Raw genomic sequence first — 20,589 nt, forward strand, 5'->3', positions numbered from 1 at the left:
GGGGAAATGAAGCTGGGCGTGAACCTGCTTTGTGTCGGTGGATTTATCGACCAGTCGCAGCTGAAGTTCTGTCAGTTAGCGGCTGAAGTAGGGTATGACGGTGTTGAAATTCCCGTGCTCGAAGGAACAGCCGATCACTATGAATGGCTGGGCGGCGAATTGGACGCGCTGGGGTTGGAGCGAACATGCACCGCGATTACGCCTGACCCGAATGCGGACCCCACCAGTGCTGATCCTGAAATCCGCGTGCGTGGGCTGGAGCATCTGGACTGGATCGTGGATTGCGCCAACGCACTGGGTGCTCAAACCATCGGGGGACCTTTCCACGCACCGATCGGCCACTTCACCGGCAGTGGTCCGACTACCGAAGAATGGAAACGCGGTGCTGATGCTCATCATCGGATGGCAGAAAAGGCATCAGTGCAAGGAATGCGGTTGGCGCTTGAGCCGCTCAACCGGTTTGAGACCCATTTCCTGAACACCGCCCAACAGGCCGCGCAATACTGTAAAATGGTCGATCATCCCGCATTTGGGATCATGTACGATACCTTTCACGCACATATCGAAGAAAAAGACCAGGCAAGGGCAATCGCTGCAGTCGCTGGTCAAATCAACGTGCTGCACATTTCTGAAAATGATCGGGGCACCCCTGGAACAGGGCAGATTGATTTTGGGCGGGTTTTCTCATCCTTGAAAAAGACCGGGTTCGACGGATGGGTCGTTATGGAAGCCTTTGGCGTAGGCGTGCCGGAACTTGCTGCGGCTACGCGTATCTGGCGCCCCATGTTCGATACTCATGCGCAGTTGTTTCGGGACAGTGCTGAGTTCATTCGTAAGAATTGGGCCCAAGCATGACCGGTGACGCAATCTTTGAGATGAAAGGGATCACCAAGGTTTTTCCAGGGATCAAAGCACTGGATTCGGTCAGTTTTTCGGCTCGGGCTGGTGAGGTTCACGCGTTGGTCGGAGAAAACGGCGCGGGCAAGTCCACCCTGATGAAAGTTCTGTCGGGTGTTTATCAGGCGGAAGAAGGGGAAATATTCCTTCGCGGTCGGAAGGTTCGGTTTCAGCATCCGCTGGAATCGCTCACCCAGGGTGTGAGTGTGATCTATCAGGAGTTCTCGCTGCTGCCGGACAGAACAGTGGCCGAGAATATTTTTCTGGGTCGCGAACCAACCAACCGGTTTGGTATTTTGGACGCCGCGAGGATGCGGCGCGAAACGCGCAACGTGCTGGCTTTGTTTGGAGATCGCCATCGGTTTGGACCCGACACGCTGGTCAGTGATCTGGACGTCGCGCAGCAGCAGATGGTTGAAATCGCGAAAGCATTGTCTTTGAACGCGCAAGTGATCGTCATGGACGAGCCAACCGCAGCCCTAAACGATGCGGAATCTGACTTGCTGTTTCAACTGGTCGAAGACCTACGGGGGCAGGGGCGTTCGATCGTCTATATTACCCATCGTATGCGCGAAATTCGGCGTCTGGCCGACCGTGTGACCGTCATCAAGGACGGAAAAGTAGCTGCCGCGTTTGATGATGTGCCCGAAACCGGCCAAATCGTGGAAGCTATGGTCGGGCGAGACATCGGGCATTTCTATCCCGACCCCGCAACATCGGACGAGGTCGGCGCACCGGTTCTGACCGTGCACGGTGGGGGTAACGCGCGCTTGTTCGACATTGATCTTGAACTGTGTGCAGGTCAGATCACCGGATTCGCAGGTGTTCAGGGGGCAGGTCGCACTGCATTGGCGTTGGCCTTGTTTGGCGCAGAACCCTTTGAGACCGGCACAGTGTCGGTCGAAGGGCAACCGGTTTCGCTGACAAGCCCGTGCAAGGCCGCCAAGGCGGGCATCGCCATGTTGCCAGGTGATCGCAAGGCCGAGGGGCTCATGCTGATGCAATCGGTCCGGGACAACGGAATGATCTCGGCACGCGCGTTTTCCAACCCCTTGGGCGCGCCGAACAATACGCCGATTGCGACACTGGATCAGATGGATAAGCTGTTTGACGCCTTTGACCTGCGAGCTGCGAATTACGAGGTCGAGATTCAGTCTTTGTCCGGCGGTAATCAGCAAAAGGCCATCGTTGCCCGCTGGCTGTCCTTGGCTCCAAAAGTCCTGATCTTTGTTGAACCGACCAGAGGGATCGACGTCAACACCAAGGCCGTCATCTACGCTCAGATGCGCAGTTTGGCACAGGACGGCGCGGCGGTTATGGCAATCTCGTCTGACTTGCCCGAGGTTCTAGGCATATCGGACCGGGTTCTGGTGATGAGCGACGGTAAAATCGTGGCCGAATTTGGATATGGCGCCAGTGAGACTGAGGTCATGCATGCAGCAACTGAAGCGCATTTGGGACTCGAAACCTCATGAAACCTGCGCGCTCAAGAAATCTCATGGCTTTTGCGCCATTCTTGCTGCTGATGGCTGCGATCGCCGTCTATGTCATCGTGGCCGTGCTGACAGGCCAGACACAATTCCTGACGGTTGAAAACCTTCTTGGTCTGTTGGGGCGCTCGATTGCCCTTGGGATCACGGCAGTGGGCCAGACCTTTGCCATATTGATCGCGTCAATTGATCTGAGTGTCGCGAACTTAATCTCGGTATCTGCCGTTCTGGCGTCATCAATCATGTCGGGCGATCCTTCGATGATGCTGCCAGCGATTGCCGCCGTTTTGGCTGTGGGTGTTGTGGTCGGGTTGATCAACGGGCTGGTAATCACCCAGTTCGAAGTCAACCCACTGATCGCTACTCTTGGCATGGCGCTCGTCCTGCAGGGCCTTCTGAGCGCCACGTTCAACAATTTTGCCGGCGAGGTGCCAGAAGAGTTCCAGGTCTTTGCCTATGGGCAAGTCGGGGGAATATCGATCAGTCTGATCTTTCTGATCGCGCTGACCGTGGCCGCTTGGGTGTTTCTGCGCTTTACCCGCGCCGGGTCGAATATCTATTCAGTTGGAGGCAATCCGGACGCCGCCAAATTGGCGGGTATGCGGACAACCCGCGTGGTCATCATGGCGCATGTGATCTGCTCGGTCTGCGCCACCATTGCGGGGTTGTATCTGGCCAGTCGGTTGCGTTCGGGCGCGCCGTGGATTGGGCGGGACGGGGTATATGATCTTGAGTCCATCGCTGTGGTGGTGATCGGCGGCACGGCGCTTTCAGGTGGGCGCGGAGGTGTTTGGGGCACCCTGATGGGGGTGATGATTTTCTCGCTGATCGACTCGATTTTCAACATTGCCGGTGTCGATGCCTTCGCGAAACAGATCCTGCGCGGGATCATCATTGTGGCGGCTGTTGCCGTCTATGCAGTGCGGAGCCGGAGGATCGAGGCGTGATCGAACGGCTAAAGCAGATCAATCCCGTCTTTCTGGTACTGGCACTTTTGTTTGTGGCGATTGCGATCCTGTCGCCGTATTTCCTGCAGCCTACCGGGTATATGAATTTTCTCAAACGGGCCGCTCCGATCGCAATTTTGGCCGTTGGGCAATTGTACGTCATCAATTCGGGCGGATTCGACCTGTCGGCAGGGGCGTTGGTGACTTTGACCGTGATCGGCAGTTCTATTCTGCTGGATGGCGACGCTAGCGCGACGTGGTGGGTTGTCCTGGTCATGCTGGGTGTAGGTGTGATTGTCGGAACGGCGAACGCGCTCGTGGTGTCGTGGCTCAAAGTGCCATCGATAATCGCTACTCTGGGGATGATGATCACGCTCAGCGGTGTCGCTCTGACATGGTCAGGTGGGGCTCCTCGCGGTTATCTGCCAGAGAACTTTAGGTTCTTCGGCCGGTATTTGATCAAGGATGTGCCGCTGATCAAGATTCTTCCGGTGGCGGTCATCGTTATGGTCATTGTCTGTGCCGGTATGTGGTGGCTGATGCATCGCACCAATTACGGCAAGCGTCTGATTGCGATGGGCGACAACCCAAAGGCTGCATTGCTGGCGGGCGTCCCGCTTACCGAGACCAGGATCATCGCTTTTGTCGTATCTTCGGTCTCGGCTGTTATCGCCGGGATCCTTCTTGGCGGCTTTGCGGGGGTGTCCACAGATGTGGGTGTCGGGCTGGAGCTGCAGGCCATTACCGCTGCTGTGATCGGCGGTGCGCAATTGCTAGGCGGGCGCGGCACTGTCGGGGCAACGATCGCGGGTGCGCTGGTATTGCAGGCGATGTTTACGCTGCTCAACATTCTGGGCTTCCCAAAGCCGATCCGGGACGTGGTTCAGGGTCTGATTTTGATCTCGGCGGTGGTGATCGCCGGATACCGACGACGCCGATCAGGGGGATAGGCGCCCGAAACTTTTCAGAGGAGGAAAACAAAATGATCAACAAGTTTACAGCGACAGCCTTGGCGGCTTTGGTGGTAGCGCTTCCCGCGCAAGCACAGAATTTCGATGACCCGGTGGAGTTCGCCAAACAAAAGGACATGCTGGGGGCTGCCGCCAACGGCGATGCTGAAACACCCTGGTTGCAGTACTATGGCGACGTGATGGCTGATACGTCGGCGTACAAGAAAGACGGCCCTCATACGATTTGTTTTTCGAACGCGGGCGTCAACAATCCTTGGCGCGTAGTTGGTTGGAATACAATGCAGGCCGAGGTCGAGCGGCACGACAACATTGCGGACTTCGTTGTGACCGATGCGGAAGGCTCGGATGACAAACAGATCGCCGATATCGAAGATTTGCTGGCTGGCGGAACTTGTGACGCCTTGATCGTGTCCCCCAACACGACAGCAGCCCTGACCCCCGCTGTGGAAAAAGCCTGCGCGCAATTGCCGGTCATCGTGTTTGACCGCGGCGTAAACACGGATTGTCCCGTGACGTTTATCAAACCGGTCGGCGGGTATGGTTTCGGCATTCAATCGGGCGAGTTCATCGCCGCCAACGCACCCGAAGGCTCGGACGTGCTGATGTTGCGCATCCTGCCCGGCGTGGATGTGCTGGAAACCCGCTATTCCGCGGCCAAGCGCATCATGGAAGAGGCTGGATTAAATATCGTAGGGGCCGAGTTCACCGATGGCGACCGTGCCAAGACCAAGGCGATTGTCGAGGATTATATCCAGCGCGGAACCCAATTGGGCGCAGTTTGGATGGACGCGGGTGCCACTTCAGTCGCCGCTATCGAAGCCTTCGAAGATATGGGCTTGGAGGTTCCGATCGTAACCGGCGAGGATCAGCAGGATTTCCTACAGAAATGGCAGGAGATTGGCCTGAACACCATTGCTCCGACCTACCCGACTTATCAGTGGCGCACGCCTATCCTGGCAGCTCTAAAAGTTTTGGATGGCGAGGCCATTCCTGGGCCGGAATGGAACCTGCCACAACCGGCGATCACCAGCGACAATCTCGGCGATTTCGTGAACCCCTCCATGCCTCCGCTGCACTACGCAGCCTGCGGGTGTGAAGACATGCCCGGCTACCCTGAACGCTGGGGTGGCAAATAACTGTGTGAATTCACCGGGGCTGCTTGAGGCCCCGGTATTCGGAATTTGAAAGGGAGTCTGTGATGTCGGGTGCAATCAAAGGGCCAGGACTGTTTCTTGCGCAGTTTGCGGATGATGCCGCGCCGTTTAATTCGCTGGGGTCGATTGCGGAATGGGCGGCCGGTCTGGGGTACAAGGCAGTGCAGATCCCGACCTTTGATGGGCGGCTGTTCGACTTGGACAAGGCGGCGGACAGTCAGACCTATTGCGACGAAATACTTGGCACCTGCCGCGACGCAGGGGTTGAGATAAGTGAACTGTCGACCCATTTGCAAGGCCAGCTGGTTGCCGTTCACCCGGCTTATGATCCAGCTTTCGACGCCTTCGCGCCCCAAAACATGCACGGCGACCCAAAAGCGCGGCAGGATTGGGCTGTGGACCAGGTGAAGAAAGCTGCCATTGCGGCCCGGCGCTTGGGGCTGGACACAACGGTAAGTTTTACCGGATCACTGGCCTTTCCCTATCTTTACCCCTGGCCGCAGCGCCCCCAAGGTCTAATTGAAGAAGCCTTTTCCGAGCTTGCCCGTCGCTGGCGTCCGATCTTTGACGCCTATGCAGAACAGGGCGTTGCCATCGGATTTGAAATTCACCCTGGCGAGGACGTCTTCGACGGAGCCACCTTCGAGATGTTTCTGGATGCGGTGAACGGGCACGAGGCCTGCCAGATCAACTACGATCCCTCGCATTTCCTGTTGCAGCAGATGGACTATCTAGAGTTCATCGACCTCTATCACGAGCGCATCTGTGCTTTCCACGTCAAGGATGCCGAGTTCAACCCGACCGGTCGCCAAGGTGTCTATTCCGGTTATCAAAGCTGGACCAACCGGGCGGGGCGGTTCCGCAGCCTTGGCGACGGGCAGGTAGATTTTGGGGCGATTTTCTCGAAGCTGACGCAATATGGATATGACAGCTGGGCTGTTCTGGAATGGGAATGCTGTCTAAAATCGCCCGAGCAGGGCGCTGCCGAGGGCGCGCCCTTCATCGCGCGTCATATCATTGAAACCACGGACAAGGCCTTTGACGATTTCGCAGGCGGCGAAGTGGATCAGGCCATGATCCGATCCATACTGGGGTTGGGCCAATGACACCATTGAAACTGGGCATGGTCGGCGGCGGAAAAGGCGCCTTTATCGGAGCCGTACACCGAATTGCCGCCCGGCTGGATGGGCAGTGGCAGCTGGTGGCCGGTGCGCTGTCTTCCGACCCGCAGCGCGCGGCGGCCTCGGCGCAAGAGCTGGGGCTTGATCGAAGTTATGCAGATTTTCGTCAGATGGCACAGGCCGAGGCAGCGCGCGACGACGGTATCGACGCCGTAGCGATTGTGACGCCCAACCATATGCATGCCGATCCGGCGATTGCGTTTCTTGAAGCGGGTATCCACGTCATTTGCGACAAACCTCTTTCCGCCACGGCTGAGGATGCCGCGCGCATCAAGGCCGCAGCCGAGGCGTCATCCGCCCATTTCATCCTGACGCACAATTACACCGGCTATCCGATGATCCGGCAGGCACGTGAGATGGTGCAGGCGGGTGAGTTGGGTAAGTTGCGGCTGGTGCAAGTCGAATACGCGCAGGACTGGCTGACTGAACCGGCGGATGCCGACAACAAACAGGCCGACTGGCGCACGGACCCTGCGCGGTCGGGTGCTGGGGCGATCGGCGATATCGGCACACACGCTTTCAATCTGGCGCATTTCGTGACGGGTGAAGTGCCCTCACATCTGGCGGCGGACCTTTCAAGCATGGTGCCGGGCAGGCAAGTGGACGACAACGCCCATATCCTTCTGCGCTATGGCAATGGTGTGCGAGGCATGCTGTGGGCCAGTCAGGTTGCTGTGGGAAATGAAAACGGGCTGCGACTTCGGGTCTATGGCGACAAGGGCGGGTTGGAATGGTCACAGGAACACCCCAACCATCTGTACTTTAGCCGCTTTGGTGAACCAACTCAGGTTTTGACCCGAGGGTCGGCGGCGACATCAGAAACCGCGCGCGCGGCCACCCGCATTCCGCCCGGTCACCCTGAAGGCTACCTGGAAGGGTTTGCGACGATTTACAAGGACGCAGCGGCGCTGATCCGAAAAGATCAAGATCGCCAAGATCTATTGCCTGAGCTGAGTGATGGTTTGCTGGGGATGGCATTCATCTCGGCTGCACTCAAATCGTCCGATAGTGATGGCGTGTGGCAGCCGGTCTCAATCCAGTAAGGTAACTGAGCTTGCGCCGAACCTAATGACGGCAGTGACCCGCCAGACGCTTGGACTCCAAGGTTGTCTGTGGTTTCGCCGTAGGTTTTGTCAAAATCTGCGCAGTCTATTTGGGATCATAGACATACCCGATCCCGCGTACGGTCCGGATGATCTGGGGCTTTTCGGGGTTTGTCTCCAGTTTTCGGCGCAACCTGGAAATACGGATGTCGATACTGCGATCAAACGGGTCCCAGGACCGATCATGCGCATGTTCAAGTAGTTGGTCACGGTTCAGAACACGCCCTTTGTTTTCCGCAAAAACCTTGAGCAACCTGTATTCCATGGCCGTCAACTGAACTTCTGACCCATCTTCGGCCAGAAGTTTGGCGGCCTCTTTATCCAGTACATAATGTCCGAATGCGGCCTGTTCGGCGTCAGTCGAACCCACCGCGGGTCTGTCAGTCAGGGCTTCGCGGCGTAAAATGGCCTTGATCCGGGCTTCAAGTTCGCGAAGATCGACCGGTTTTCCTAGATAGTCATCTGCGCCCATCTCAAGCCCGATAATCCGGTCTACAACGTCGCCCGCTGCCGTCAGCATGATGATCGGCGTCGTGTTTTCTGGTCGCAGAGATCTGAGGATGGACAAGCCGTCCTCTTTGGGCATGTTGATATCCATAATCATCAGGTCGACCGGCACATCTGCAACAATCGCGCGCAGTTCCTCGCCGCCAGAGGCAGTTGAAACCTGATACCCGCGTTTGCCCAGATATTCCTGCAACATCTCACGCACGTCGATTTCATCGTCGCACACCAGAATGTGGCATTGCTGACTATTCATCTGACAAGTCCTTCTGGTCTGCAAGCAACTGCCCGACAAGTGTCCGGAGTTCCGAGGGTGATACGGGTTTTTCAAGATAGGGAAGGCCGGATTCCTTCAGTAAACCCAAAGAGCTTTCGCCCATCGTGTCACCGGTGATATAAGCGGTTTTCTTCAGCATCTCGGGGAAGCGCGTTTTCAACGCTTCAAAAATCTTTCGCCCATCGACACCCGGCATGTTCAGATCGCTTAGAAAGATATCGTATGACGATATCTGCAGCCGGTTCAGCGCCTCTTCACCCGAGGACACGAAGTCTACCTCGAACCCTTCCCGTCGCAGGATCTCGGCATTCAATTCCCCGACCTCGACCTCGTCATCCACTACCAAGGCCCTATGCCTAGATGCGGCTGGAATGGAGTCTTTTGTGTCATCCGAACGGGTGCTTTCGTCGGAGGCGATTGGCAGGGTAATTCGGAAACAAGTGCCGGTACCACCACTCTGCTCCAGCCTGATCTGACCACCATGGGACAGAATTATGCGGTGACAAAAGGCCAGGCCGATGCCTGTGCCATCGCCGACCTCCTTGGTGGTGAAGAAGGGCTCGAATATCCGTGGTGCTATGGTTTTGGGGATGCCGGGGCCGTTGTCCTCGACCGTGATTTCGATCATGTTTGTGTTTGCTCGGGTTTCGGCAAACAACGTGATCCGATCGCCGACACCCGAAGATGTCATCGCCTGTTCCGCGTTGATAATCAGGTTGATGATGACCTGCGTGATTTGATCTGCGTCCCCTGCAATGGGTGGCATATCCTGCGGAACAACGCGAGAAATATTGATCTCACCCGAGGTGCTGCCATAGCCCGCCACATCGGCAGCAGTTTCGATCAAAGTGAGCACATCGACAGGTTCGATCTTGCTGGGTTGCTGCCGTGCCATCGCAAGAAATGTCTTGACGATCTTGGCGCAGCGCTCGGCGGCGTTGCCGATCTTTTCAATTCTGGCGGTCAGGTCCGGATCTGTTATCTCTTCCTTCAACATCAGCGAATGGCCCACAACCACCGACAGCGGATTGTTCAGCTCATGTGCGACACCGGCAAGCAGCTCTCCCAGGGCCGACATCTTTTCATTCTGGAATAGCATCTCGCGCTGTTTTGTGAGTTCGGCTTCGATGGCCAATTCGTCTGTAAGGTCACGCGTATTCGAAACGATGACCTCCTCGCCATTGAATTCGATAAGGCGAGACGAATCCGCGGCCCAGAATTTACGCCCGCGCACGTCAACGAACTCCATCCGCCGATCTTTCAGCGCCCCTTCTTTTCGCAGGTCGTTCAAGTATCGCTCGCGCTCGGCCGGGTCGGCATAGTAGGATTTGGAGCTTTCGGTGTCGCCAAACAGTGCTTTGATCTCGGGCGTGGCAAACAGGACTTTGCCCGTTTCTGCATGAGTCATGTTGATCGCGGCAGGGTAGGCCTCCATGACCTGTCGGATCAGCGCATCGGCTTCTTTTTGCACGGTCAGGTCGATGATGCTGGTAACTATGACTTCTTCGCCTTTGTAGTCGATCAGCTGCGAAGAGATTGACGCCGGAAACGTCGCGCCCGCGGCGTTCACCAGATCCAGCTTGTAATCTTCGACCCGGCCATCGGCCAAAAGCAGAGTGATGAAATCTGCGCGTTCTTCCGGGTTCAGATAATGCTCGCGCGCGGACTTCGAAGGGCCGAACAACTGCAACGCCGCTGGCGAGCGATAGAGGATCTGTCCATCGCCAATGCGCGCCATTGTGACAACGGCAGAACTGGCATCCAGCACCTTTCGGATCAGCAGGTCCCCATCGCGCTCTTCAACCTCAGCCTGCTTTCGTTCAGTGATATCCTCGCGCGTGACGACGAAACCGCCGAACTTCGTTGGATGAACAGAGACCAGAAACGTACGCCCATCCGTTTCAAGAAGCTCAAAGTCCTGAATGAAGTCGATACCATTGGCCAGCCGGTCCGAGACCCATTGCTGTTCATTGCCGACGGCGTCGGCGTAGATGCCGCGCCGTGCCGTTTCGCGCATCAGGATTTCCCAGTCGAGGCCCGGCTCCAGCAGGTCGGCAACCCCTTTGTTCATTTCGGCATAACGTTGGTTGAACATGACCAGACGACGATCGTCGTCATAGAGGGCAAACCCCTCTTTCAAGGACTCGATCGCGTCGCGCAGAAGATCCCGCGCCTTTTCGATTTCTTCAAGATCAGTTGACGAGTCCATGTCCATTCCGAATGTCTAGAATATCAGTGTTTCAGTGCCATTTCAAAATCGGCCTGCTGTGTTTCAATTGTTTCAAGGCGTGCATTTTCCTGCCACAGACGTTCGAAAACATGGCGTGTTTGGAACCGGATAGCGCGTTGTGTGAACGGCTTCACAGAGCAACAACTGAAACACGAACTGCTGATTTCAGAAATCACATTGAAACATAAAACGCCCAGTTTTGGTCCATCAAAATTGTAGTTGGGTCAGAATGATGAGTATTTCTTTTATCACTACCGAAACAACCAACGCACCGATTGTCGCGTTGCATTCCTCGGCATCAAATGGTGGCCAATGGGGTCAGTTGGCAAAGGATCTGGCAGGGCGGTTTTCTCTCCATGCCTTTGATTTGCCCGGCTACGGGCTCGATCCCCTTGAACCTGACATGTCCCAGACTGGCGCGGCAATTTCGGCAGCACCTGTTCTGCGCGAGATCGAAGCACTGGGACGCCCCGTGCATCTGGTCGGTCATTCCAACGGTGGCGGCATCGCAATCAAGATCGCTCTGCTGCGCCCTGACCTGGTGAAAAGCCTGACGCTCTACGAGCCGGCAATATTTCATTTCCTTGCTCAAGGGAATGACCTGAGCCAAGTGCTGTTTCGCGACATTCAGCACGTGTCGGCGACGGTCTCGACTGCGGTATCCACGGGTGATCCCGCCAGTGCGATGCAGCACTTCCTGAACTTCTGGAATGAAGATGGATTTTGGGAGGCGCTGCCCGAACAGGCCAAAGATCGCTTAGCCGCGATGGTGCCCTCGGTCCTGCGCGATTTCGAAAATGGTTTCGCCGAAGACTGGGATCTGTCCGAACTGTCCAGGCTTGAAATGCCGACTCTGGTCATGACCGGGCTGGAATCACCGCAGATTGCGCAGCACGCGGCAGTGGAAATCGCGCAGGCGCTGCCCAATGCGCGGATGGCGCTGTTGCCCGAGCTGGGGCACATGGCTCCGATCTTCCAGCCGGAATGGGTCAACTCACGGATCATTGAACACGTGGCCAGCGCCGAGCGGCCCGCCGTGAACATCAGCTGGCCAAGCGGGAAAGCCGCCTGAACCACATAAATTCAGCATTCAGCAAGAAGGATTGAGATCATGAATGTTCAAACATCTACCACGGCCACCCCGGACTTTACGGCCATTAAAGCCAAACAGAACGTTGCCTGGGGGTCTGGCGACTACAGCAAAGTGGGCGTGACCCTGCAGATCACCGGAGAAGAGCTTGCCGAGGCGATGGCTATGACGCCAGGTGCCAGAATTCTGGATGTCGCGGCCGGAAATGGCAATGCCACCCTAGCGTTCGCCCGGCGGTTTTGCGATGTCACGTCGACCGACTATGTTGAAACTCTGCTGCAGGCCAGTAGCCAGCGCGCCAAAGCCGAAGGTCTGTTTGTGACCTACAAAGTTGCCGACGCCGAGAAGCTGCCTTTTGGGGATCAGACTTTTGATGCGGTGGTTTCAACCTTTGGTGTGATGTTCACGCCCAATCAGCAGCAATCCGCGGCCGAGCTTCAGCGCGTGGTTCGTCCGGGTGGCAAGATCGGTATGGCAAACTGGACACCGGACAGTTTCATCGGACAGTTGTTCAAAACCATTGGGAAGCATGTGCCACCGCCTGCGGGTGTGAACTCTCCGGCGCAATGGGGCAGTGAAACCTGGGTTCAAGAGACGTTTGGAGGCAAGTGCGAAATCACGTCTTTCCGGCGCAAAACCTTCATGTTCCGCTACAGATCGGCCGAGCATTTTCTGGAATACTTCCGCACGTTCTACGGCCCGATGCAGAAAGCGTTCGAGGCACTGGATACGTTAGGGCAAGCCGCTTTGAGCGACGATATCATGGCATTGATCCGGGAATTCGATGTGTCAACAAATGACACGTTGTGCATCGCGTCGGAATACGCCGAGATCATCGCGGTACGACGCTGATTTCAAACGGCATTTCTCCAACGTTTCAACGCATCTTTTCAGGAACGTTGGAGAAACGCGCATGAGCAAATCGGGGTATGCGGGTGACGAGTAATTTTCAGATAGGGATTTGTTTAAATGGTTGAGCGCACACTTTATGAGAAATACGGCGGGTTTTCAAAAATCAGCAAAATCGTGATTTCATTTTACGACACTCTGTTGGACAACGATGAGGTTGGCCCATTCTTTGATCATGTGGATATGACGAAAATGGTAGACCATCAAACCAAATTCATCGCATCTTTGCTGGGTGGCCCGGCTTCTTATACAGACAAACAACTGCATCAGTTGCATTCGCATCTCCAGATCACCAATGCCCATTTCGATGAGCTGGAAACCGTGTTGCAGGACGCGCTTCAAAAACACAACGTGGCGCAGGACGATATCGCTGTTGTCCTGGCAGAATTCGGGAAACGTCGTCCTCTGATTGTTAGGTAAACCATGACTATCGAAGCCATCAATGAACAGTTGCTGCGTGCCATCGGTGTGGGTGTTGCGCTTTTGGATCGCGAAACACTTCGGTTCGGTTTCCGCAACGACACGTTTGAGGATTGGTTCAATACCGAAACTCAATCGTCGCATTTGCAGCAGCTATTCCCCGATCTGGAGATTGAGACGGTTCGCAAGAGCTTGTTTGAATCCGGACGCTACACCTCGGAAATCAGTTTCAAGAAGAAGCGCCGGACATTGGTGATCGCGCTGGACTTTACAGTCGCACATGATGATTTGCTGGTTCTTGTCTGTCAGAACATCACCCGCATCAAAGAGCTGGAGTCCATGATTGACTCCTACTCGATGATGGTTGAGCGCAATACGCGTGAGCTGAAACGAGAAAAGGAACAGGTTGAAAAGCTGTTGCTGAACCTGATGCCGCGGTCTGTCTACGAGGAATACAAGACCTTTGGGGTCGTGACGCCGCAGCTTTACGATCCAGTGTCCGTCCTGATGCTGGATTTCGTGGGTTTCACCGAGATGGTAGCTTCGCAGGACCCCAGCGTGACGGTCACCGAGTTGAACGACATCTACAGCGCCTTTGACCGGATCGGTGAGCAATTCGGTTGCGAGCGTATCAAGACCATCGGTGACGCCTATATCACGGTTGCAGGTTTGCCAGATCCGACGCCGGATCACGCAAAGGCAATCGCCAATACGGCCATTCGTTTCGTCCGCTATCTAACCCGCCGCAACCTGAGCCATCCGCACCAGTGGCGCTGTCGGATCGGGCTGGCCTCGGGTTCGGTTGTGGGCTCGGTCGTGGGTATCCAGAAATATGTCTACGATATTTTCGGACCGGCGGTGAACCTGGCCTCACGCTTGCAAGAGTTTTCGGAACCGATGCAAATCACCGTTCAGGACGAAGTCGCCGAGGTGTTGAAAGATCAGTTCGACATTGAAAGTGTTGGCCTGAAATCCGTTCGTGGCTTTGAACAGCAGGAAATCTGGCGCCTGACGGACAGGGATTGAATGCGTTTTGGCTGTGTCGCCGTCATCTGAGATTTTGCGCGGCAGAGCCTTCCAAAGACACCCAAAGCACCTTTGCATCTTCCTTGCTGGTCGAGATGCAGCCGTGCCCCATTCCACTGTCGTAGTAAAGCGAGTCACCGGCTTTCATTGGAAGCGGGCGGTAGTGTTCGGACACAAAGATCAATTCGCCACTGATGACGTACATGAACTCTTCTCCGCTATGTCTGATCCAGTTCTCGAACTCTGAGACATCGCGGGCCTTGATTGTGGCGATATAGGGCAGCATCCGTTTGCTGGTTAGTTCAGGGCACAATAGCTCGTGCAGATATGTGGGGGTGTCCCGCGTTTCGCCCTGACCTTTGGGGGTGAAGTCGCGCCGACCCGAAATGCCTGTTTGACCCGATTGCAGGAATAACTGCGGCGTGCTCATATCCAGCGCCTGGGTCAGCCGTCGAACGATGTCAAAGCTGGGGCGGGTCTGGTTGTTTTCGATCTTCGAGAGTGTCGAGCGCCCGATTCCCGCCGCCCGCCCGGCCTCTTCCAAAGTCCAGCCTTTTGCACGCCGCGCGTCCCTAATGGACCGGCCCAGTGCGGCCCCATCGTCATGTTCTTCCGCATTGGAAACATCGCCGGGGGTATCTTCAGACATGTATTCTCCTTGTTTTTCAAAGATTAGCCGGTTTTCCCAAGCTGCACAACTTCACAATTTTGAGAATAATGTTGCTTTAAGAGATAAAATTCCACTATAGGAAACAAAATCTCTTACATGGGATTCGATGCTACGGGAGGAGACAATGTTCAAAACTTCGCTCAATACAGCAGACCCGGTTATCGCTGCGTCGATCGCACGCGAAAGCCAGCGGCAGGCTGAGCAAATTGAATTGATCGCGTCAGAGAACATCGTCTCTCAGGCTGTGATTGAGGCCCAAGGTTCCGTGCTGACCAACAAATACGCCGAAGGCTATCCGGGTCGCCGCTACTATGGCGGGTGCGAATTTGTGGATGAGGTTGAAGCCGAGGCAATCGAGCGGCTGAAACAGCTTTTTGGTTGCGAATTTGCCAATGTGCAGTCGCATTCAGGTGCTCAGGCAAACGGGGCTGTCAAATTGGCTTTGCTCAGCCCCGGTGACACGATCCTTGGAATGTCGTTGGACGCTGGCGGCCATCTGACTCATGGTGCAAAACCCGCGCAATCGGGCAAGTGGTTCCGGCCAGTACAGTACGGACTGACCGATGCGGGGTTGATTGACTATGATCAGGTGGCGTCTTTGGCGCGGGCCGAGAAACCCAAACTGATCATCGCAGGTGCGTCCGCCTATTCCCGGACAATTGATTTCGCCCAATTCCGCCAGATCGCGGACGAGGTCGGGGCCTGGTTGCTGGCCGATATGGCACACATTGCAGGGCTTGTGGCAACTGGCTTGCACCCTTCGCCGGTCGGTCATGCCCATGTGGTGACGTCAACTACGCATAAGACGCTGCGTGGTCCGCGCGGCGGCATCATCCTGACCAATGACGCGGCGCTGGCCAAAAAGCTGGACTCGGCAGTGTTTCCGGGCCTTCAGGGAGGCCCTTTGATGCACGTGATCGCAGGCAAGGCCGTCGCGTTTGGCGAAGCACTAAAACCTGAATTCTCAACCTATATGCAACGGGTTGTCGACAGCGCCTCGGCCCTTGCCCAAGTGATGATGGCTCGCGGTTGCGACATCGTTTCCGGTGGTACGGACAATCACCTGATGCTGGTCGATCTGCGCCCTATCGGGGTGAAGGGTAAAGACGCCGAAGCCGCGTTGGAGCGTGCAGGTTTTACCTGCAATAAGAACAGCGTTCCCGGCGACCCGGAAAAACCAACTGTGACCAGCGGTATCCGTTTGGGCACTGCCGCCGGATGCAGCCGTGGGTTCGGGCCGGATGAATTCCGCCAGATCGGCCACTTGATTGGCGATGTTCTGGATGCGCTGGTCCGGACGCCCGAAGGCGATGCGACCGTTGAAACACGGACCCGCGATCAGGTCCGCGCCCTGTGCGCACAACACCCCATCTACTGAGAGACGACCCATGAACATTTATGACCTGATCGTCATTGGCGGCGGCCCGGGCGGCTATGTCGCGGCCATTCGCGCCGCCCAATTGGGGATGAAAGTGGCCTGCATCGAGGGGCGCGGGGCGCTGGGTGGTACCTGTTTGAATGTTGGGTGTATCCCCTCCAAAGCGTTGCTGACCTCCTCGGCCAAATATGCCGAACTTGCACATCTCTCCTCCCATGGCATTGCGGTCGAGGGGGCCAGCATCGACGTACCCGCCATGATGGGGCGCAAGGACAAGATCGTGGGTGATCTGACCAAGGGCATTGGGTTTCTGTTCAAGAAAAACGGCGTTGAGCTGATCGAAGGCTGGGCACGCATTCCCGCCGACGGGCAGGTGCAGGTTGGCGATGATATCTATGAAGCCAAGAACATCCTGATCGCCACCGGGTCCGAACCGACGCCGCTGAACGGGATTGAGATTGATGAGCAGCACGTATTGAGTTCGACCGGTGCCTTGGCGCTGGACTCTGTGCCGGATCATCTAGTTGTCATTGGCGCAGGCGTGATCGGGCTGGAACTGGGGCAGGTCTGGGCGCGTCTTGGCGCTAAGGTTACGGTGGTTGAATATCTCGACCGCGTGCTGCCCGGCATTGATGGCGAGATTGCGAAACTGGCGCAACGGGCCTTGTCCAAACGGGGGCTGAAATTCCAGTTGGGGCGCGCGCTGAAGGCCATCGACAAATCAGAAACCGGATTAACGCTTACGCTGGATCGGGTCGGCAAAGACAAGGAAGAGGTGATTGAGGCCGACAAGGTCCTGATCGCCGTCGGCCGCCGTCCCGTTACGCGCGGGTTGGGGCTGGAAGATCTGGGGATAGCTCTTGACCCGCGCGGCTTTGTTCAGGTTGACGGGAAGTTCCGCACCTCGGTGCCCGGTATCTATGCCATAGGCGATTGCATCCTCGGCCCGATGCTGGCCCACAAAGCCGAAGAGGACGGCGTCGCCTGTGTCGAGATGCTGGCCGGGCAGGATGTTCACGTGGACTACAACACCGTACCGGGTGTTGTGTATACCGACCCCGAGGTCGCCTCGGTCGGCGCAACCGAGGAGGCGCTGAAAGAGGCCGGTACCGACTACACGGTCGGCAAGTTCGCCTTCATGGCCAACTCGCGCGCGCGTTCGACCGGGGAAACCGACGGCGCGGTAAAGGTTCTGGCTGACCCGAGCGGCAAAATTCTGGGCGCGCATATTTGCGGAGCCCATGGCGGCGATCTGATCGCAGAACTCGTTCTGGCGATGACCAAAGGCGCCACCGTCGCCAATGTTGCCGCGACCTGCCACGCACATCCAGCCATGGGAGAGGCGGTGAAAGAAGCCTGCCTCGACGCCATGGGTCGCGCGATCCACGCCTAAGGAAGTTCAGCCAGATGACCATCCAGCTTCGCCCTCGCCACCCGGAAAAGGCCAAAAAGGCCGACAGCGTGATCCCGCGCAAGCCCAAGTGGATACGCCGGAAAAAGATCGAAAGCGCCGAGTACTATGAGACTCGCCGCCTGATGCGCGATCACGATCTGGCAACTGTCTGCGAAGAAGCCGCCTGCCCGAATATCGGCGAATGCTGGTCCAAACGTCACGCCACCATGATGATCATGGGCGAGGTCTGCACCCGCGGTTGTTCCTTCTGCAACGTCGCAACCGGACGCCCGGATGCGCTCGATGTGTTCGAGCCGGGCCGCGTCGCGACGGCAGTCAAAAAGCTGGGCCTGCGCCATGTGGTGATCACATCCGTGGACCGTGACGATCTGACTGATGGCGGGGCCGAACATATCGCACAGACCATCCGCGCCGTGCGTCATCAAAACCCCGGCACCACGGTAGAGGTCCTGACCCCCGACTTTCTGGGCAAGGGCGGCGCGGCGGAGGCCGTCTTCGAAAGTGCGCCGGATGTGTTCAACCACAATCTTGAAACGGTCCCGCATCTCTACCCGACGGTTCGTCCCGGCGCACGCTACTATACTTCGCTGCGCCTGCTGGACGACGCCAAACGCGCCAATCCCGAGATTTTCACCAAATCCGGTCTGATGGTCGGGCTGGGGGAAAGCCTGGATGACGTGCGGCAGGTGATGGACGACCTGCGCGCGGCACAGGTCGATTTCCTGACGGTTGGGCAATATCTGCAACCGACCCCGAAACACCATCCGATCGACCGGTTCTGGGCACCGGAAGAGTTCACCCAGCTGGAGCAGATCGCGCGCTCCAAGGGCTTTCTGCACGTGTCGGCCACACCGCTGACCCGTTCGTCGTTCCACGCGGACGAAGATTTTGCCGCCCTCAAGCAAGCTCGCCAGCGGGCGATTGCTGCCGGGGCATAACCAGACGCACTAGGGAGGAATACCATGGAAGCGTTAAATTCAATCGTAGGGGCCATCAATGGCGTCGTTTGGGGACCGCTGATGCTGGTTCTTATCCTCGGCGTCGGCTTCTTCCTGCAGGTCGGGCTGAAATTCATGCCGATCCTGCGCATTGGCACAGGCTTCAGCCTGCTGTTCAAAGGCCGCGAAGGGCAGGGCGAGGGGCAGATCAGCCCGTTCAACGCGCTGATGACCTCGCTGTCGGCAACTATCGGTACGGGCAACATCGCTGGTGTGGCCACTGCTGTCTTCCTGGGCGGTCCGGGTGCTTTGTTCTGGATGTGGATGACCGCCCTGGTGGGCATGGCCACCAAATATGCTGAAGCCGTCTGCGCGGTGAAATATCGTGAGAAAGACGAGCTGGGTAACTATGTCGGCGGCCCGATGTACTACATCAAGAACGGCCTCGGCGCGAAGTGGGCCTGGCTGGGTGTAGCTTTTGCCCTGTTCGGCGCGGTCGCAGCTTTCGGTATCGGCAACGGCGTACAGGCAAATGGTGTTGCTCAGGTGTTGGAGGCCAATTTCGGCCTGAATACTTCGGTCACCGGCGTTGTTCTGATGGTCTTGACCGCAGCTGTTATCCTGGGCGGAATCACGCGCATCGGTGCTGTCGCGGGCAAGCTGGTTCCGTTCATGGCTGTTGCCTATATCATCGCGGGCCTGCTGGTTCTGCTGATCAACATCGGCAACATCGGACATGCGCTGTCCCTCGTCTTCACCTACGCATTCACCCCGTCCGCCGCCGAAGGTGGGTTCGCGGGCGCAGCCGTCTGGGCCGCCATCCGCTTTGGTGTGGCACGTGGTGTGTTTTCGAACGAAGCGGGTTTGGGTTCCGCCCCGATTGCGCACGCCGCTGCCGAGACCAAAGGTCCGGTAAACCAGGGCCTGATCGCGATGCTGGGTACGTTCATCGATACCATTATCGTCTGCTCGATCACCGGTCTGGCAATCATCGCGTCGGGTGCTTGGACATCCGGTGAATCCGGTGCGGCGCTGACCAGCCATGCGTTCGAACTGTCGCTGCCGGGTATCGGTGGGTATTTGATCGCCATTGCCCTGTCGATCTTTGCCTTCACTACTATCCTTGGCTGGTCCTTCTATGGCGAAAAATGTGTCGAGTTCCTGCTGGGTGTGAAATCCCTGATGCCCTACCGCGTCCTGTGGATCGTCATGATCTACTTCGGCGCAACTGCGGATCTGGGCTTCATCTGGCTGCTGGCGGACACGTTGAACGCCATGATGGCTATCCCGAACCTGATCGCCCTGGCCCTGTTGAGCCCGATCGTCTTCAAACTGACGAAAGAGTTCTTCGCCTCGGGTGGTCAGTCCGAAGAGCCGGAGGCAAAACCCGCCGAATAGGTTCGGCCCGACCAAAACGGGGGGCCAACCCGGCCCCCCGCCTTTGAAACAGAATTCCATATCTCGAGGAGAGACGTGATGGCCAAGAAAATCCTGCTGCCGATTGATCATACGGATGACCGTTCCTGGAAACTGGCTCTGCCGGTCGCGTTGGAACAAGCGAAATTCTACGGCGCCGAACTGCACGCGGTTTCCGTCATCCCCGAGATAATTCAATTGCCGAACCTACCTGCGAACTATGGTGCTGGTGCCAAGGATCATGTGCGCAACGCGGTCCAGGCCATTCTGAATCACGGCGATGCCTCCGATGTGGCGATCCACATCGAAGAAGGCAGCGTCTACCGTGAAATTCTGAAACTCGCCTATAAAGAGGGGTTTGACCTGATTGTCATGGCCTCCACCAAGGGCGATTTCCCGAATTATGAAATTGGCCCGAACTTGGCGCGGGTGGTGCGGAATGCGCACTGCACTGTCATGGTCGTTCGCGACCAATCCCGCTAATTGAAAGGTTATAGATATGACATTACCGCGGCGCACGCCTTTGTATGACTTGCATGTTGAGTTGGGCGGGAAGATGGTTGATTTTGCTGGG

At 56.8% G+C, this 20,589-nt stretch carries 19 protein-coding genes; 16 read left to right on the forward strand and 3 right to left on the reverse strand.

What is annotated here, in order from left to right; translation table 11 throughout:
- Positions 1-6: 6 nt before the first annotated feature.
- From ACR0DB_RS11695 to ACR0DB_RS11725, 7 genes are all read left to right on the forward strand, one after another.
- Complete coding sequence (locus ACR0DB_RS11695) at positions 7-855, forward strand: sugar phosphate isomerase/epimerase family protein (RefSeq protein ID WP_480551023.1); 849 nt, start codon at positions 7-9, stop codon at positions 853-855.
- Complete coding sequence (locus ACR0DB_RS11700; RefSeq protein WP_480551025.1) at positions 852-2,372, forward strand: sugar ABC transporter ATP-binding protein; 1,521 nt, start codon at positions 852-854, stop codon at positions 2,370-2,372. The genes ACR0DB_RS11695 and ACR0DB_RS11700 overlap by 4 nt, the downstream gene beginning before the upstream one ends.
- A 23-nt stretch (positions 2,373-2,395) precedes the next feature.
- Complete coding sequence (locus tag ACR0DB_RS11705) at positions 2,396-3,334, forward strand: ABC transporter permease (RefSeq protein WP_237217331.1); 939 nt, start codon at positions 2,396-2,398, stop codon at positions 3,332-3,334.
- Positions 3,331-4,284, forward strand: coding sequence for an ABC transporter permease (locus ACR0DB_RS11710; protein WP_170783161.1), 954 nt, complete (start codon positions 3,331-3,333; stop codon positions 4,282-4,284). Before ACR0DB_RS11705 ends, ACR0DB_RS11710 begins: the two co-directional genes overlap by 4 nt.
- 32 nt (positions 4,285-4,316) lie before the next feature.
- Complete coding sequence (locus tag ACR0DB_RS11715) at positions 4,317-5,441, forward strand: substrate-binding domain-containing protein (protein WP_170783160.1); 1,125 nt, start codon at positions 4,317-4,319, stop codon at positions 5,439-5,441.
- Between the two features lie 62 nt (positions 5,442-5,503).
- Positions 5,504-6,565, forward strand: a complete 1,062-nt coding sequence (locus ACR0DB_RS11720; RefSeq protein WP_480551027.1) for a sugar phosphate isomerase/epimerase family protein — start codon at positions 5,504-5,506, stop codon at positions 6,563-6,565.
- Positions 6,562-7,683 carry a Gfo/Idh/MocA family protein gene (locus ACR0DB_RS11725; RefSeq protein WP_480551029.1) on the forward strand — a complete coding sequence of 374 codons (1,122 nt, stop codon included), beginning with the start codon at positions 6,562-6,564 and terminating at the stop codon, positions 7,681-7,683. Before ACR0DB_RS11720 ends, ACR0DB_RS11725 begins: the two co-directional genes overlap by 4 nt.
- Positions 7,684-7,789: 106 nt before the next feature.
- Here the strand turns inward: ACR0DB_RS11725 and ACR0DB_RS11730 are convergent, their stop codons facing one another.
- Positions 7,790-8,503, reverse strand: coding sequence for a response regulator (locus tag ACR0DB_RS11730; RefSeq protein ID WP_480551031.1), 714 nt, complete (start codon positions 8,501-8,503; stop codon positions 7,790-7,792).
- Positions 8,496-10,733, reverse strand: coding sequence for an ATP-binding protein (locus ACR0DB_RS11735; RefSeq protein ID WP_480551033.1), 2,238 nt, complete (start codon positions 10,731-10,733; stop codon positions 8,496-8,498). The genes ACR0DB_RS11730 and ACR0DB_RS11735 overlap by 8 nt, the downstream gene beginning before the upstream one ends.
- 253 nt (positions 10,734-10,986) lie before the next feature.
- Between ACR0DB_RS11735 and ACR0DB_RS11740 the strand changes: the two genes are divergently transcribed.
- From ACR0DB_RS11740 to ACR0DB_RS11755, 4 genes are all read left to right on the forward strand, one after another.
- Positions 10,987-11,826, forward strand: coding sequence for an alpha/beta fold hydrolase (locus tag ACR0DB_RS11740; protein ID WP_480551035.1), 840 nt, complete (start codon positions 10,987-10,989; stop codon positions 11,824-11,826).
- A 39-nt stretch (positions 11,827-11,865) separates the two neighbouring features.
- Complete coding sequence (locus tag ACR0DB_RS11745; protein ID WP_480551037.1) at positions 11,866-12,696, forward strand: class I SAM-dependent methyltransferase; 831 nt, start codon at positions 11,866-11,868, stop codon at positions 12,694-12,696.
- 117 nt (positions 12,697-12,813) lie between these two features.
- The gene (locus ACR0DB_RS11750; protein WP_170771607.1) at positions 12,814-13,173 is read left to right on the forward strand and encodes a group I truncated hemoglobin; all 360 of its coding nucleotides are present in this window, start codon (positions 12,814-12,816) and stop codon (positions 13,171-13,173) included.
- A gap of 3 nt (positions 13,174-13,176) precedes the next feature.
- A complete protein-coding gene (locus ACR0DB_RS11755; RefSeq protein WP_480551039.1) occupies positions 13,177-14,199 on the forward strand; it encodes an adenylate/guanylate cyclase domain-containing protein in 1,023 nt (340 codons plus the stop codon).
- A 22-nt stretch (positions 14,200-14,221) separates the two neighbouring features.
- Here ACR0DB_RS11755 and ACR0DB_RS11760 read toward each other — a convergent pair whose 3' ends face one another.
- Positions 14,222-14,848 carry a helix-turn-helix domain-containing protein gene (locus ACR0DB_RS11760; protein ID WP_170771603.1) on the reverse strand — a complete coding sequence of 209 codons (627 nt, stop codon included), beginning with the start codon at positions 14,846-14,848 and terminating at the stop codon, positions 14,222-14,224.
- Positions 14,849-14,993: 145 nt separating this feature from the next.
- On the opposite strand from ACR0DB_RS11760, the gene glyA reads away from it, so the two are divergent.
- The 5 genes from glyA (at position 14,994) to ACR0DB_RS11785 (ending at position 20,498) form a co-directional block, all read left to right on the forward strand.
- Complete coding sequence (glyA, locus tag ACR0DB_RS11765) at positions 14,994-16,247, forward strand: serine hydroxymethyltransferase (RefSeq protein ID WP_480551041.1); 1,254 nt, start codon at positions 14,994-14,996, stop codon at positions 16,245-16,247.
- Positions 16,248-16,257: 10 nt separating this feature from the next.
- Positions 16,258-17,640 (forward strand): dihydrolipoyl dehydrogenase, encoded by a 1,383-nt coding sequence (gene lpdA, locus ACR0DB_RS11770; protein ID WP_480551043.1) that lies wholly within the window; start codon positions 16,258-16,260, stop codon positions 17,638-17,640.
- 14 nt (positions 17,641-17,654) lie between these two features.
- Entirely contained in the window at positions 17,655-18,599 is a 945-nt protein-coding gene (gene lipA, locus ACR0DB_RS11775; protein ID WP_480551045.1) for a lipoyl synthase, read from the forward strand.
- 24 nt (positions 18,600-18,623) lie between these two features.
- Complete coding sequence (locus ACR0DB_RS11780) at positions 18,624-19,997, forward strand: alanine/glycine:cation symporter family protein (protein WP_170680932.1); 1,374 nt, start codon at positions 18,624-18,626, stop codon at positions 19,995-19,997.
- 78 nt (positions 19,998-20,075) lie between these two features.
- Entirely contained in the window at positions 20,076-20,498 is a 423-nt protein-coding gene (locus ACR0DB_RS11785) for a universal stress protein (protein WP_480551048.1), read from the forward strand.
- Positions 20,499-20,589: the final 91 nt, after the last annotated feature.

The sequence above is a fragment of the Ruegeria sp. AB6 genome, assembly GCF_056542685.1.

What these genes read in the sequence shown, in the direction of transcription:
- ACR0DB_RS11695 (WP_480551023.1), top strand. Translation starts at nt 7, where the DNA reads ATGAAGCTGGGCGTGAACCTGCTTTGTGTCGGTGGATTTATCGACCAG.
- ACR0DB_RS11700 (WP_480551025.1), top strand. Translation starts at nt 852, where the DNA reads ATGACCGGTGACGCAATCTTTGAGATGAAAGGGATCACCAAGGTTTTT.
- ACR0DB_RS11705 (WP_237217331.1), top strand. Translation starts at nt 2,396, where the DNA reads ATGGCTTTTGCGCCATTCTTGCTGCTGATGGCTGCGATCGCCGTCTAT.
- ACR0DB_RS11715 (WP_170783160.1), top strand. Translation starts at nt 4,317, where the DNA reads ATGATCAACAAGTTTACAGCGACAGCCTTGGCGGCTTTGGTGGTAGCG.
- ACR0DB_RS11720 (WP_480551027.1), top strand. Translation starts at nt 5,504, where the DNA reads ATGTCGGGTGCAATCAAAGGGCCAGGACTGTTTCTTGCGCAGTTTGCG.
- ACR0DB_RS11725 (WP_480551029.1), top strand. Translation starts at nt 6,562, where the DNA reads ATGACACCATTGAAACTGGGCATGGTCGGCGGCGGAAAAGGCGCCTTT.
- ACR0DB_RS11730 (WP_480551031.1), bottom strand. Translation starts at nt 8,503, where the DNA reads ATGAATAGTCAGCAATGCCACATTCTGGTGTGCGACGATGAAATCGAC.
- ACR0DB_RS11735 (WP_480551033.1), bottom strand. Translation starts at nt 10,733, where the DNA reads ATGGACTCGTCAACTGATCTTGAAGAAATCGAAAAGGCGCGGGATCTT.
- ACR0DB_RS11740 (WP_480551035.1), top strand. Translation starts at nt 10,987, where the DNA reads ATGAGTATTTCTTTTATCACTACCGAAACAACCAACGCACCGATTGTC.
- ACR0DB_RS11745 (WP_480551037.1), top strand. Translation starts at nt 11,866, where the DNA reads ATGAATGTTCAAACATCTACCACGGCCACCCCGGACTTTACGGCCATT.
- ACR0DB_RS11750 (WP_170771607.1), top strand. Translation starts at nt 12,814, where the DNA reads ATGGTTGAGCGCACACTTTATGAGAAATACGGCGGGTTTTCAAAAATC.
- ACR0DB_RS11755 (WP_480551039.1), top strand. Translation starts at nt 13,177, where the DNA reads ATGACTATCGAAGCCATCAATGAACAGTTGCTGCGTGCCATCGGTGTG.
- ACR0DB_RS11760 (WP_170771603.1), bottom strand. Translation starts at nt 14,848, where the DNA reads ATGTCTGAAGATACCCCCGGCGATGTTTCCAATGCGGAAGAACATGAC.
- glyA (WP_480551041.1), top strand. Translation starts at nt 14,994, where the DNA reads ATGTTCAAAACTTCGCTCAATACAGCAGACCCGGTTATCGCTGCGTCG.
- lpdA (WP_480551043.1), top strand. Translation starts at nt 16,258, where the DNA reads ATGAACATTTATGACCTGATCGTCATTGGCGGCGGCCCGGGCGGCTAT.
- lipA (WP_480551045.1), top strand. Translation starts at nt 17,655, where the DNA reads ATGACCATCCAGCTTCGCCCTCGCCACCCGGAAAAGGCCAAAAAGGCC.
- ACR0DB_RS11780 (WP_170680932.1), top strand. Translation starts at nt 18,624, where the DNA reads ATGGAAGCGTTAAATTCAATCGTAGGGGCCATCAATGGCGTCGTTTGG.
- ACR0DB_RS11785 (WP_480551048.1), top strand. Translation starts at nt 20,076, where the DNA reads ATGGCCAAGAAAATCCTGCTGCCGATTGATCATACGGATGACCGTTCC.